At 41.8% G+C, this 14,127-nt stretch carries 12 protein-coding genes and 1 tRNA gene; 10 read left to right on the forward strand and 3 right to left on the reverse strand.

Features of this window, described 5'->3' with window-relative positions; all coding sequences use genetic code 11:
• The first annotated feature begins 156 nt into the window (after positions 1-156).
• From ACFFIP_RS14115 to ACFFIP_RS14125, 3 genes are all read left to right on the forward strand, one after another.
• Positions 157-1,956, forward strand: coding sequence for a DNA methyltransferase (locus ACFFIP_RS14115; protein ID WP_382388337.1), 1,800 nt, complete (start codon positions 157-159; stop codon positions 1,954-1,956).
• 11 nt (positions 1,957-1,967) lie between these two features.
• Complete coding sequence (locus ACFFIP_RS14120; RefSeq protein WP_382388338.1) at positions 1,968-2,396, forward strand: hypothetical protein; 429 nt, start codon at positions 1,968-1,970, stop codon at positions 2,394-2,396.
• 223 nt (positions 2,397-2,619) lie between these two features.
• Positions 2,620-4,170 (forward strand): recombinase family protein, encoded by a 1,551-nt coding sequence (locus ACFFIP_RS14125; RefSeq protein WP_382388339.1) that lies wholly within the window; start codon positions 2,620-2,622, stop codon positions 4,168-4,170.
• Here ACFFIP_RS14125 and ACFFIP_RS14130 read toward each other — a convergent pair.
• Positions 4,136-4,209, reverse strand: a tRNA-Asn gene (locus tag ACFFIP_RS14130). The two genes, ACFFIP_RS14125 and ACFFIP_RS14130, sit on opposite strands and share 35 nt — an antisense overlap.
• A gap of 158 nt (positions 4,210-4,367) precedes the next feature.
• The gene (locus ACFFIP_RS14135) at positions 4,368-5,228 is read right to left on the reverse strand and encodes a hypothetical protein (RefSeq protein WP_382388340.1); all 861 of its coding nucleotides are present in this window, start codon (positions 5,226-5,228) and stop codon (positions 4,368-4,370) included.
• 301 nt (positions 5,229-5,529) lie between these two features.
• On the opposite strand from ACFFIP_RS14135, the gene ACFFIP_RS14140 reads away from it, so the two are divergent.
• The 4 genes from ACFFIP_RS14140 (at position 5,530) to ACFFIP_RS14155 (ending at position 9,774) form a co-directional block, all read left to right on the forward strand.
• Positions 5,530-5,985, forward strand: a complete 456-nt coding sequence (locus tag ACFFIP_RS14140; RefSeq protein ID WP_382388341.1) for a (2Fe-2S)-binding protein — start codon at positions 5,530-5,532, stop codon at positions 5,983-5,985.
• Positions 5,986-6,012: 27 nt separating this feature from the next.
• Positions 6,013-8,292: a xanthine dehydrogenase family protein molybdopterin-binding subunit gene (locus ACFFIP_RS14145; protein WP_382388342.1), complete on the forward strand. Its 2,280-nt coding sequence runs from the start codon at positions 6,013-6,015 to the stop codon at positions 8,290-8,292.
• A 159-nt stretch (positions 8,293-8,451) separates the two neighbouring features.
• Positions 8,452-8,655 (forward strand): hypothetical protein, encoded by a 204-nt coding sequence (locus ACFFIP_RS14150; RefSeq protein ID WP_382388343.1) that lies wholly within the window; start codon positions 8,452-8,454, stop codon positions 8,653-8,655.
• Between the two features lie 147 nt (positions 8,656-8,802).
• Entirely contained in the window at positions 8,803-9,774 is a 972-nt protein-coding gene (locus tag ACFFIP_RS14155; protein WP_382388344.1) for a DUF6807 domain-containing protein, read from the forward strand.
• A 19-nt stretch (positions 9,775-9,793) separates the two neighbouring features.
• Here the strand turns inward: ACFFIP_RS14155 and ACFFIP_RS14160 are convergent, their stop codons facing one another.
• Positions 9,794-10,489, reverse strand: a complete 696-nt coding sequence (locus ACFFIP_RS14160; RefSeq protein WP_382388345.1) for an XRE family transcriptional regulator — start codon at positions 10,487-10,489, stop codon at positions 9,794-9,796.
• A 99-nt stretch (positions 10,490-10,588) separates the two neighbouring features.
• On the opposite strand from ACFFIP_RS14160, the gene dinB reads away from it, so the two are divergent.
• The 3 genes from dinB (at position 10,589) to lpdA (ending at position 13,982) form a co-directional block, all read left to right on the forward strand.
• On the forward strand, positions 10,589-11,779 hold the full coding sequence (dinB, locus tag ACFFIP_RS14165; RefSeq protein WP_382388346.1) for a DNA polymerase IV: 1,191 nt from the start codon (positions 10,589-10,591) through the stop codon (positions 11,777-11,779).
• 153 nt (positions 11,780-11,932) lie between these two features.
• The gene (locus ACFFIP_RS14170) at positions 11,933-12,427 is read left to right on the forward strand and encodes a methylated-DNA--[protein]-cysteine S-methyltransferase (RefSeq protein WP_382388347.1); all 495 of its coding nucleotides are present in this window, start codon (positions 11,933-11,935) and stop codon (positions 12,425-12,427) included.
• A 154-nt stretch (positions 12,428-12,581) separates the two neighbouring features.
• Positions 12,582-13,982 carry a dihydrolipoyl dehydrogenase gene (gene lpdA, locus ACFFIP_RS14175; RefSeq protein WP_382388348.1) on the forward strand — a complete coding sequence of 467 codons (1,401 nt, stop codon included), beginning with the start codon at positions 12,582-12,584 and terminating at the stop codon, positions 13,980-13,982.
• Positions 13,983-14,127: the final 145 nt, after the last annotated feature.

The following is a 14,127-nucleotide window of genomic DNA, read 5'->3' on the forward strand; positions in this document are numbered from 1 at the left end:
TTGAAAACCTTGTTGACCTTAAAAAACTCACAACAATCTCAATAAATCAATTATATAAACAATTCTAGGGGTAAAAATACCTCTACAGGGATTCCTATGCTTATTCGGTTGACCTGAAAAAAGTAACAACATCCAAATAAACTAAAGTTAAAAATCATGTACAAACCAAAAAAGAAAGATACCCACGAGGTGTCCATTCCTACTATCAAAGTAGAAGAGGTGTCTGAAAAGAACCTAAGTGAATTGAAGAACTCTCAATTTTCTTGTACAAAGATGATTGATGATTATGGTTACAGGTCAGCACCTGTGATTCAACAGAAGTTTCCTGAGAATCTGGACCCAACGAAATTGAGACCAGTGAAATTCAGACCTGTTTATGATGTTTCAATTGACAAGGTAAAAATCCACCATTCTGCTGGGTTGACTTACATCAAGAAAAACCTTAATAGTCTAAAGTTTACCATTGAAAAATTTGGTCAAATAGACCCGATTGCTGTGGTCAAAAAAGGAGATTTCTATTTTGTCTTTGATGGGATTTCAAGATTGAAAGTAGCTCAGGAATTAGGTTGGGAAAAAATCAGGATTGAGGTATTTAACTACTCTGACGATGAATTAGGTGATATTCATATCATCAAGAATGTAAAGACCAAAAGGTCTATACAAGAACAAATTCAAAAGGCAAAATTCATACTTGGGATTTTGGGAAAATCTCAGGGTAAAAAGAGAAAGTCTGTAGTAGGTCTAGATTTGACTGAGAATGATTATGGGTTTGCCGGTAAAGACAGGTATCAAATTGCTTGTGCCATTCTTGGACTTGATTTCTGTTCATCAACCCTCAGGAAATTGATAGAAATAAGTGATTTCGAGGAGAATGGGAATGAAGAAGTTAAGGGACTTGGACTAATTGATAAGATTGAGAACAAAGGAATGTCCATTTCCAATGCCTTCAACCTGATGAAAATATATAAGGAGTCAGTTAAGGAGAGACAAGAAGAAACTTCAATCATGAAGTCATTGGATGCAGGATATAATAACAGATATCTTCTTTTCAATAAATCATGTGAAGACTTATCGGACCTAGAAAAAAAAATAATTCAATTGATAATTTTTTCTCCTCCTTACTTCAATATGAGAATTTACCCTGAAGGTGTTTCTCCTGCTGATATTCCTTTTGGTTTGGAATCTAATCCTGATGAATATGTAAAAAGAAGTATTGAGTTCTACAGGGGGTTCAAAAGAGTCCTGAAAGATGATGGTTCACTCTTTATCAACGTTGCAGAATCATATAAAAATGGGGTGAGTTCACTTACAGTCAGCAAACTTATAATCGCAATGGTTGAAGATGGATGGCACTTAGTTCAGACCATCAAGTGGAAAAAAACCAATGCGAAACCACAAGGAAATATCAAACGGTTAAGACCAGTAACGGAGGAAATTCTTCACTTCGTCAAAAACCCAAAAAACTTCAAATTCAAAGAGCTTGTCTTTTGGTCTGAAGATGAAAATATCACGGTCCAAACTGGATGTAATGATGAGATTTCAGGAGATAAAAAATCAAAAAAACCTAAGTTCTCTCTTAAAAGACCAAGAGTTTCATTAACTGACTTTTTAGAAAGTCAAAAAGTACAGGGTATCATCGAGGGTTCGATTTTCAATTGGTCAAAATTGAAAAAAATTGACCCAAACTACATTCATGTTGCTCCTTCACCGGATTACCTCGCCATCATCCCGATTTTGATGACGACTGACCCGGGAGACATTGTAATGGATGCATTTTCAGGAAGTGGGACCTTTTTAGATACTGCAATTAGACTTGGGAGAAATGGGGTCGGTTATGATACCGACCCAAAGTCCATCGAATTTTCTAAAAAACGTCTTAATCATGCCTTAGAAGAGGAAATTCCAGGTGAAGAATTACACAGGATTGAAAATCAATATTTTAAAAACGCAGCCTAAAAATGGAAAACATGAACAGTAATACATATAACGAAGATGTTCTTACCAAAGAAGATAACCTAAGGTATCTCAAAGAACAAATCTGTCCGATATCCAATAGAAAAATTAAACAATCACCATATCTGGCAGAAGTATTTAAATCGGATGAAAGAACACTATGGATAGCCAATCTAATTACTCACTATCGCCACAACATAATTACCTATTGGGATAAATGTTGGGGGCATAATGGGTACAGGTATAGAAGAGATTGGTTTGGAGATTATGACGAGGAAAAGGCCAAAGTAAATGAAAGAGCTAAAAGACAAATTATAAGGAAAGCTCATAAAATACTTATTGACTGCGGAATTACTCCAGAAACATTTAGTAATCTGGAAGGGACCACTGAGGAGACAATGAAAATTGCTAAAAAGTTTTTGACACCAAAATCTCAAAAGTAGTTGAATAAGTCACTCCCCTGATATGTTTATAAATTACTTATTGAATTATCGGGGGAGTATATGTTTCACTTTGAACAAATATTATCATGTTAAACAAGAAAGAATCATTGAAAATACTGAAGAAAGAAAATCCAAATCTTTCAGAACAGGAGATAGCGCAGATTTACAATCTCTTATATAAGTTAGCTACTATCGAATTCGAAACTATAAAAGAAGAAAATATATGAAAACTATCATCTATAAGAGAGTCAGTACCGATGAGCAGGCAGAAAATGGGTATAGCCTCCAATATCAAGAACAGGTTATAAGTCAATACTGCAAATTCAATAATTTTGAAATCATTGATGTATACACAGAAGACTATTCGGGTAAGGATTTCAATCGCCCTGAATGGATGAAGTTGTTGAACTACCTGAAAAAGAATAGGGGTAAAGTTGACCAAGTCTTGTGTCTTCGTTGGGATAGGTGGTCCAGAAATCTCCACTATGCCTTAGACGAAATCAAAAAACTAAGCAGCCTGGGAGTCAGGATTAACACAGTAGAACAACCAATTGATATTGAGAACCCGGACTCTAAGGTTCTTTTATCACTGTATCTTACTTTACCTGAGGTGGAAAATGATAAGAACTCAGCAAGGACTACTGAAGGCTCAAGAAGAGCCCGTTTCGAGGGCTGTTGGACTGGTTCACCTCCTAGAGGTTATTCATGTGTTAGAACGGCAGATAACAAATCTACACTTGCTCCAAATGACAAAGCCAAATATATCCAAATGGCCTTTGAACGTTTGGCTACAGGACTATATTCTGCAAATGATGTGAGGTTATGGTTAGGTAAGGAAGGGTTTCTACTTCCTAAACAAACTTTTTATCACACCATGAGAAATATTGCTTACATGGGAAAAATTTTTGTTAAGGCTTGGAAGAAGGAACCTGAACAAATAGTGGATGGTCTTCATCCTCCCTTAGTATCAGAAGAAGTTTTCAAGAGGGCAAATATGGTTCTTGATGGAAGGGTACGTCAGATGGATTACGATTCAGATAAGACTGATTTATATCCTATGAAGGGATTTATCAAATGTTCTAAACATGGTCGTACAATTACCGCTTATAAGGCTAGAGGAGGGAATGGTCAGAGATTACATTACCATTATTATATCTGTACCAAGAAGAATTGTTTCAGACATAGAGTTGAGGAAGTACATGATAAAGTTGAAAAACTCCTAAGTAAAATTTCACTTACCGCTGCTATGGTACTCGTTTATAAAAGTGCTCTTCAAACAATCATGGAGAGAGACTTTTCTGGTCAAAAATCAAAAATTAATAAACTGAAGACTGAGCAGGAAAAATTGATTCAGAGAAAAATCATCCTTCAGGACTCATTTATTGATGGGAAAATAGATTCAGAGGATTTCAAGGAAATCAAGAAAAGGATAGAATCTGACCTCTTCAAGGTGGAAGAAAACATAAGAAGTCTGGAGTCGGAGAAATCTCCCTTTAAGGAATATCTGAATAAAACGCTCCCTTTGATTGAAAATCTTCCTAGTTTTTGGAGGAAGGCTGATGGAAAAACCAAGAAAAAGATTCTCGGTTGCATCTTTGAGGAAAAAATTGAAAATCTAGATTTCGATGTTGCAACCACACCCTTCACTTTAGAAATGTCCGTTTTAATGGGTGTAGAGGGGGTTTTTGATGAGTATAAAAACAAAAAAGAGGTCGTTTCTGACCTCTTTTTCTCATTAGCTCCCCCTCTTGGGCTCGAACCAAGGACCCCATGATTAACAGTCATGTGCTCTAACCAGCTGAGCTAAGGAGGAATTTTAATGTTTCGTTAACTGCTTTTGTTTAACGTGATGCAAACTTAGCAGGTTGATGTATTTTTTCCAAATGCGAACCTTAAAAAAAATGACTTTTAACAGCTAAAACCCTAATTCCAATTCAAAATCAGGGACTTATTTTTTGATTTTTTTTCAAACTATTCTATTTCTACCTCTTTGGGAAGTTTGGACAAGAGCTTGTTGTAAATAAAGGTTACCCCCAAGACCATCAAACCGGCGATTACTGCCAACAGCACATTGTAATAAGCAGGGGCAGATAAGGTCAAGCGTAGGAAAATGGTTGCCAACGCAAAAGAGGAATACCTGAATAAGTTGTAATACTTGGTGGTGTACCGCAGGGAAAACAAAAGGATAAATACATCTGTGAAGATCAACAGGGTATAGAACAACTTGATGCTGTAAATAAACTGCATGTTCTGATAAGCGGAAATCAGGTCATATACTCCCAGGGCTAAAAAGGTTAAAGTCAGATAAATGGAAATCAGCTTTTTGATACCGATAAAGTTTTTTTGCTCCTCATGACTTTTGGTGATGCGGATATGTTTTTGGGCCCTGTAAAACAAACCGGTGATCAAGAAAATAATGATCGCTCCAAAAGCATCCGAGACAATAGGCAATAACTCTAAAAGGAACTCTATCTTCCAATTCACTTCTCCCAGATAATGCCCAAATTCCTTGAAAGCATCCCTCAGCAATACCAAAGAAATGATTTCAAACTGTTTTCCCACAGAATCCGCTACCGACTTTGGGATCAGGAAGATCAGTCCCAAAACTTCGAAAATCAAAAGCACATTGAATGCAAGTTCGATAGCGAAAAATGCAGTAAAATTTTCTCCAAGATGGATGATGTCCAAATGACTCAGTAACCCAATAAATAGGCCGGCCATAAAAAAAGCGACTACGATATTGCTGATGGTCTTACTGACAGGCGCACTTTCCCACCTTTCATCTAAAAAGTCAAATGCTTTGATCTGAAATCTGAAAATCTGTTTGACCATACATAATTCTGGTTTTGACTGGTAATGAGAATACTGATTTTGAATAATCTGCTAAAATAAAAATCATCCAATGTTTTCTTTGGGACAAAAATCACATTAAATTAAATGATCCAAAACAAATCCCCTATGGGACCAAACTTCAATAGACGAGATTTTATCCGCCTGAGCTTTTCAAAGGAGATGATGAAGCGAATGGATTGCTGTGGAGGCCGTACAGAAAAGAATGGAACCTGATTGGTGCATAAAAAAGAATGAGATTATAATTTTGAAACCAACAACATTTGAAATAAACAGCTTGAAAATGGAAAAATACACACTCGATGTCAACGGGAAAAAATATCAAGTAGAGGCCGATCCTGAGATGCCGCTCTTATGGGTTTTAAGGGATATTATTTCTTTGAAAGGCACAAAATATGGCTGTGGACAGGCACTTTGTGGGTCCTGCACAGTGCATTTGGATGGGGAAGCCATCAGGTCCTGCAGTTTTCCGGTATCTGAAGTAGGAACCCAGAAAGTCACTACGATTGAGGGACTTTCCAAGGAGGGGGAACACCCTCTTCAGAAAGCATGGGTAGAGCATGTGGTGCCACAATGTGGCTATTGCCAGACAGGACAGATCATGAGTGCTGCAGCTTTGCTGAAAAGAAATCCAAGCCCCTCGGAATCAGAGATAGAAGCAGCGATGGCAGGTAACATTTGCAGGTGCGGCACATACAACCGTATCAAAGATGCCATCATGACAGCTTCCAAATCCTAATTATTTCTGACCTAAAAAAATTAAGCTATGATGCCTAAATTTCCATTTCTGAAAACCAAATCCCCCGAAGATAAAAGTAAAGTGTTTGTTCCCTCCCGAAGGGATTTCCTAAAAATAGGTTCCCTCGCTACCGGTGGATTCCTGTTGGGCGTTAACTTTCAGTGCAGCGGTCCAAAAGGGGAGACCATTACCTTTGCTCCCAATGTGTACCTCAGTATTGACTCTGATAATCAGGTAACCATTATTGCCCATAGATCTGAGATGGGTACCGGTATCCGTACCTCCCTTCCCATGATTGTAGCCGATGAATTGGGTGCAGATTGGAGTAAAGTGAAAATCGTGCAGGCGGAAGGTGATGAAGAAAAATACGGGGACCAAAATACCGATGGGTCTTATTCTGTGAGGATGTTTTACGAGCCCATGCGCAAGGCTGGAGCCACAGCCAGACATATGCTGATCGCTGCTGCTGCCCAAAAATGGGGTGTAGATGCAACAGATTGCCAAACCGCCAATGGAGAAGTGGTGAGTGCTTCTGGCAAAAAGATCAAATTCGGCGATTTGGTAGAATCTGTCAGAGAAATGCAAATGCCAGAACCTGAAAGTATCACTTTGAGGGACTTTGCGGAGTATAAATTGATCGGAAAAGACGTGGCCATCTATGATGCCAAGGATATGTCTACAGGAAAGGCTGTGTATGGGGCAGATGTGGATTTGCCCAATATGCAGATTGCTGTGATCAAAAGAAGTCCTGTCATCGGGGCCAAGGTAGTTTCTTATAATGATGAAAAAGCATTGGCAATTCCTGGGGTTAACAGGGTGGTCAAAATCGATGGTTCAGGAATTCCTCCGGGTTTGGACAAGGCCTTGGAAGGTGTTGCCGTTATCGCCGATAATACTTGGTCGGCTTTGAAAGGCAGGGATGCACTGGAGATTGAATGGGATTTGGGGCCTAATCAGGACTATTCCTCAGCTCGACAATTGGAAGAAATGATCAAAAGTACTTCCGGAAATGGAATGGTCAGAAGGGAAAGAGGGAATTTCAATGCTGCCAGACAGGCTTCTGGACAGATCATTGAGAGAACCTATCTGGCACCATTTTATGCCCATGGTACCATGGAGCCCCCTGCAGCCATCGCTGATTTTAAGGGAGATGGTACATGTGAAGTATGGGCACCGACCCAGCATCCGCAGTGGGCCAGGCAAGCTGTTGGGCAGGCATTGGGTATTGATTACCAAAATGTTAAAATGAATGTTACGTTGTTGGGGGGTGGATTTGGCAGAAAATCCAAACCTGATTTTGTGGTGGAAGCTGCACTGCTGTCCAGGGCTGCTAAATCACCTGTAAGGGTACAATGGACGAGGGAAGATGATCTCCATCACGACTTCTACCATGCCCAAAGTGCGCAAAGGATCCGAGCAGTGCTGGATAAAAATGGCAACCTAAGTGGTTGGAATCACCATACAGTATTTCCGGCTATCGGAGCGACAGGAAATGCTGATGAACTTCATCCATCAGATGGTGAGTTAGGTTTGGGCTGTATTGATTTTCCTTATGAGGTACCCAATATCCGGATCGAAACACATGAATCCAAAGCGCATACCCGAATCGGGTGGTTGCGTTCGGTGAGCAATATCCACCATTCCTTTGCCATCAATTGTATGCTGGATGAGGTAGCTGAAGCCAAGGGCGCAGATCCTGTGGATTTCCTTATGGGGATGTTGGCAGAAGATAAAAACCTGACTTTTGAGGGAGAATTGAAAGGGGATTTTGGTAATTATGGAGAGCCTTTGGATAAATTCCCATGGAACACCCGAAGATTAAGAGGCGTAATCGAGAGGGTGGCCAAAGAAGCCAATTGGAAGGAGGCTGTTGCTGCGGGAAAATCAATAGGATTTGCTGTTCATAAAAGCTTCCTGACTTATGTGGCATGTATCGTAGAAGTAGAAAGAGGGAATAATGGACAGATTCTTATTCCGGAAGTCCATTATGCGGTGGATTGCGGAATCGGTGTCAATTCTGACAGGATCCGTTCACAGTTTGAAGGTGGGGCACAATTTGCAACCAGCTTGGTGCTGACCTCTGCCATTACTTTTGAAAAGGGTAAAGTACAGCAAAACAACTTTGATGGGTATGAGGTCATTAGAATGCCTCAATCACCCAAGAAAATACATGTGCATTTGGTGGAAAGTATGGAAAAACCAACTGGAGTGGGAGAGCCTCCTGTGCCTCCTTTCATTCCGGCATTATGTAATGCGATTTACAAGCTGACAGGAGAAAGGGTGTATCAATTGCCGTATAAAGGTTAAAGTCAGACCTTTGAGGTTTGCCAAACCTCGAAGGTCTTTGTTAGAATAAAAGTTTCTGTTGTAAACCTTCGAGGTCAGAAAGACCTCAAAGGTTTTTTTATTTACAGTGTAACCATCTCTAGTGTGCTTATCGTTTGTGTATGAAATCCCAAATGAGCCATGAAACCCTGGATCAAAAAGGCTATCCTAGCCATCTTTTTTCTTCCGATTTTGATTTTTACACTGACTGCTGCAATCCTGGCTTTCAAGCAGGAGGCTATTACCCAAAAGGCCGATCGTCACAATCCACATCTCCCACTACATATTGCAAACCATTCAAAAAGAACTGGAGTAAGTCCGGATTTTCAAAATGCTGGGCATTGAGGTTGGAGAGTAATACCTCACTTTATCCTTCCCATGTGCTCTAAGCTAATTAGATTTTTCCGGTTTTTGCAGACTGTCTTTGATCGGTGAGATCTTCATTGAATTTTTATAAATTGTCAAGTATTCCATCAATAAAACCAAAATCCCATGATTTTCAAAAGGATTTTATGTCTTGCGCTGTGCAGCATCTTGTGGTCTGTCAAAGGGTTCTCTCAAAAGCTTACTTTAGACCAAACGACCACCGGAGTGGATTTTAAGTTTGGAGACAAACTATTGTTGACTTATCAGACGGCAATGGCAGATGTGCAGGAAGGGGTGAATTCCGAATTCAAGAAGTCCGGTTTTATCCATCCACTGCGAACACTCTCTGGTCAATTACTTACCCGTATTCAGCCTTCAGGTCATTATCATCACTATGGGATTTGGGGACCCTGGACCAAGACCACAGTACAAGGGAGAGAGGTGGACTTCTGGAATTTGGGAGATGGTAAGGGTAGGGTGGATTTCGACCAAATCCTTTCAATGAAGGAAGAAGAGGGGTATTTAGAGTTGCTTGTAGGTCAGCATCACATGGATCTGCTATCGCCAAGCGGACCACAACTGGCCATGTATGAAGAACTGGCGATTAGGGTTTGGCAACCTAAAGAGGGGGCTTATCTGGTAGATTATTCAAGTAAAGTTTCCGTTGCTTTGCCTGAGGGTATACGGTTGGAAGAATATCGGTACGGTGGTGGACTTGGTTTTAGGGCGGTGGAATCCTGGCATCCCGGGAATAGTATCATCATGACTTCAGAAGGGCTTGAGTGGGGTGCTGCTGATGGTTCGACTGCCAAATGGGTAATGATCAGTGGGGATTCTGGAGATAGCTCAGGTCAAAGTGGCATCCTGTTGCTCAGCCATCCGCAAAATTGGGCCCATCCGGAGCCACTCCGAGTGTGGCCTGAAGATTCCAATGAAGGCAAAGCAAATGTGTTTGTCAATATTACCCCTATAAGATATGAAGGTAGAGAGTTGAAGCATGGGGAAAGCTATGTCCTGAAATACAGGATGGTTATTTTTGACGGTAGGATGGATGCTGAAAGGGCTACACGGTTCTGGGCAGATTTTGCAGCATTTTAGTCGAAATTATTGCTGCCCATCACACCATCATCAGTCTGTAACGCCAGACTTCCCTTACATCGGCGATGTTTACATAGAAAGGCTTATAGATGGGGTTGGCAGAACAGAGGAGCAGTCTTTCCTTTTCTTTGATCTGGTTATAGGCAATTTTGAAAGTTACCCCGTCCTGTTCGGTGACGATAACGTACTTTTCCCCGTCTTTGATACCCATCCAGTCATCCACATATTCACAGATGATCCAAGCGCCTTCCGGTATGGGCAGCATGGAGTCCCCATCCACTTGGAATACCCGGTGCTTTTTATCCTGGGGAAGGAATGGCAGGGAAAATCTGGGTAGTTCTCCGATAAAATCCGGGTCAGCAAAACCGGCCAGGTAGGAGGCCTTGGCTTTTTGGGATACTACCTCTATCAATTCGCGTCCTTCCCTGTCCACCGTAGTGCTCAGGATACGGAGGTTGCGGCCACGGAGAAACTGATCCGTCTCCAACAGCTGCCGGAGTTTATATTCTGAGAGTGATGCCAGTTCTTTGCGTAAAAGAATATCTATAGAGACGCCAAAGTAATCCGCAAACTGAATGATCGTCTCCAAAGGAGGGCTGATGTTCAGTTCATATCCTGCGAGTTTGGACCTGCTGATCCCGATGGCATTGGCCAGGGTTTCCTGGGTAAGGGACTTTTGCTTCCGTAAAAACTTGATGTTTGCGTTGAGGTACATTTTTTCTGCCAAGTACTGTCCTGATTTGTGATTTTTCTGTTCAAATATAGGGAATAATGTCTAAATTATAAACATTAAAATGTTAAAAATATTGACATTATGGACAGTGGAAGAACGATAGTGCACATGGATTTGGATTCCTTCTTTGTATCGGTGGAGCGGCTGTATGACAGCAGGTTAAATGGTAAGCCCATCCTCATCGGAGGATCTGGGGACAGGGGAGTGGTGGCTTCTTGCAGTTATGAGGCGAGGAAGTTTGGGGTACATTCGGCCATGCCCATGCGTACGGCAAGGCAGCTTTGTCCGGAGGCCTTGATCATCAGGGGGGATTTTGAGAAATACAGTCAGAAATCCCATGAGATTACAGAGATTATCCGGGAGGAGGTGCCCTTATTTGAGAAGTCATCCATTGATGAGTTTTATATTGATTACACAGGAATGGACAGGTTTTTTGGCTGCTTCAAGATGGCCAAGGAGCTTCGGGAAAGGATTCTCAAGGAGAGCGGGCTTCCGATTTCTTTAGGGCTTTCGGAAAACAAGACGGTGTCCAAGGTGGCTACGGGAGAAGCCAAGCCCAACAATGCCAAGGAGGTTCCTAGGGGTACGGAGAAGCCGTTTTTGGCGCCTTTGTCCGTCCGGAAGATTCCTATGATCGGTGAGAAGACCTCCCTTACGCTGTACAATATGGGAGTAAAGACTGTCAGGACCCTGCAGGTTATGCCGGCAGAGTTGCTGGAGGCTACTTTTGGTAAAAACGGCCTGAGTATCTGGGAAAAGGCCAATGGCATAGACCGCTCTCCGGTGACACCTTATTCGGAAGCGAAATCCATTTCTTCGGAAAATACCTTTGAGCAGGATACCATAGATGTAAAAATGTTGGAGGCCAATCTGATAGCGATGACGGAGCAATTGGCCGGCAAGCTGCGTCAAAAGCAGCAGCTTACCGCCTGTGTGAGTGTGAAGATCCGCTATTCGGACTTTGATACGCATACGGTACAGCAGCGCATACCTTATACTTCTGCAGACCATAACCTCATCAAAACCGTCAAGGAGCTGTTCAAAAAGCTGTACACGCGCCGTCTGCTCATCCGTCTGATAGGGGTGAGGTTCAGCCATCTGGTTCATGGCAGTTATCAGATCAATCTCTTTGAGGACACCGAGGAGCAGATCAGGCTTTATCAGGCGCTGGACCGGCTCAATGGGAAATATGGGGACAAGACAGTCTGCCGTGCGGTGGGGATGCAGGTAGGAAGGAGGAGGTTTAATCCTTTTAATGGTGTGGCAGTATGAGGTGTTTTGTGCGCAGTAGCTTCTTCAATACTTTGCTATGTTTTGAAATAAAAGCGTTTTTTCAAGACAAAAGCCGTTCAAATCCGTTATATCTTAATACCTTGTGTACATTGATTGACGTTTGATTATCCTAACCCTTTAAAGAGTAAAGCAATGATAGAATATGCAGTGATGGAGACTCCTTTGGGTAATCTCCGGGCGGAAGCCTGGGATGGATACCTGGTCAGGTTACAGTTTACGGACGAACCCGTGACAGACACCTTTTTGGATGGCGTTCTGATGGACGTGAGAATACAGCTTGGTTTATATTTCCAAGGTAAATTGGACACGTTTGATATTCCGGTAGCCTTTGGAGGTACGGAATTTCAGCAAAAAGTGTGGATGGAAGTGAATAAGGTGCCCTTTGGTCAAACCAGTACGTATGAAAAGATTGCCATGAAGCTTGGAAACCCCAATGCGGTAAGGGCAGTAGGTACCGCCATAGGTGCCAACCCTATTCTGATTATGTTGCCCTGTCATAGAATTGTCGGGAAATCCGGGCAACTCACTGGTTATGCCGGCGGCTTGTGGCGCAAGACCAAGTTGCTGGAATTGGAGCAAAAGGAAAAAGTAGGCGCTCAGGTAAAGCTGGAGTTTAAGGATTTTTAATCCTTTAGCAGGCTATATAACGGTTTTTGGGGTTTGAACCCCTAATTGGATGAGATGTAATGCCCTAGGCGGTTTTACATCTCATTTCCATTTTTTTCTCTGCCCAAAAGCCTTATTTTTGCGTAGCTTATTTGAAAAATTAAACTTTAAGAATATGTCTTCGACTAAATATGATTTGATTGTTGTAGGGTCAGGTCCAGGTGGGTATGTAGCGGCGATCCGTGCATCACAACTGGGAATGAAAACTGCAGTAGTAGAGGCTGCTGAATTGGGCGGTATCTGTTTGAACTGGGGTTGTATCCCTACCAAAGCATTGATCAAGAGTGCTCAGGTTTTTGAATATATCAACCATTCCGAGGATTACGGCATCAAGGTAAAAGGTGCTGAGGTGGATTTTGGCGGTATGATCAAAAGAAGCCGTGATGTGGCTGCGGGCATGTCCAAAGGTATTCAGTTCCTGTTTAAAAAGAACAAAATCGACCAATTGCTGGGCTGGGGTAAAGTTCAGCCAGGCAAGAAAGTGGAAGTTGAAGATAAAGACGGCAAGAAGACAGTTTATTCCGCTGACCATATCATCATCGCTACCGGTGGTAGAGCCAGAGAACTTCCTGCACTGAAAATTGACAATGAAAAAATCATTGGCTACCGCAAAGCAATGGTGTTGGACAAAAAACCTGAAAAAATGGTTGTAGTGGGTTCCGGTGCCATCGGTGTGGAATTCGCTTATGTATACAGCTCCATTGGTACAGAAGTGACCATCGTGGAATTTATGGACAGGATCGTGCCCAATGAAGATGAGGAAGTGTCAAAAGCACTGGAGAGAACTTACAAGAAAAGCGGTATCAAAATCATGACCAGCACAGAGGTGACAGCAGTGGATACCAAAGGTAAAGGCTGTAAAGTGACCGTGAAGGATAAAAAAGGCAATGAATCTGTCATCGAATGTGATGTGGTGCTTTCTGCGGTGGGTGTTGTATCCAACGTCGAGAATATCGGATTGGAAGATGTAGGTATTTTGGTTGAAAGAGGTAAAATCAAAACTGATGAATTCTACAAAACCAATATGCCTGGCTATTATGCCATCGGTGATGTGACCACAGGTCCAGCTCTTGCGCACGTAGCTTCTGCAGAAGGTATCATCTGTGTGGAGAAAATTGCAGGACACCATCCTGAAGCTTTGGATTATAACAACATTCCGGGCTGTACCTACTGCTCACCTGAAATTGCTTCAGTGGGTTATACCGAAGCCAAAGCAAAAGAAGCAGGTTATGAAGTGAAAGTGGGTAAATTCCCATTCTCTGCTTCCGGTAAAGCTTCTGCTGCAGGTGCCAAAGACGGTTTTGTGAAATTGGTATTTGATGCCAAGTATGGAGAGCTTTTGGGTGCCCATATGATCGGAGCCAATGTTACCGAGATGATAGCAGAGATCGTAGCCATCCGTAAATTGGAGACTACCGGTCATGAGCTGATCAAGACTGTTCACCCTCACCCTACTATGTCAGAAGCAGTGATGGAAGCTGCTGCGGCTGCTTATGGAGAAGTGATCCATATCTAATATATTAGAATTTCATGCTACTTAAAACACAAGATCAAGCAATTGGTCTTGTGTTTTTTCTTTTTAAAGAGTTGATATTTAGAGAAATATTAAAATTCTCTTGACAACTAATGTTTTTTTTCTACTTTTAACTAAATCAATTTTA

Source organism: Fontibacter flavus (assembly GCF_042432905.1).
Taxonomy (GTDB): Bacteria; Bacteroidota; Bacteroidia; order Cytophagales; family Cyclobacteriaceae; genus Fontibacter; species Fontibacter flavus.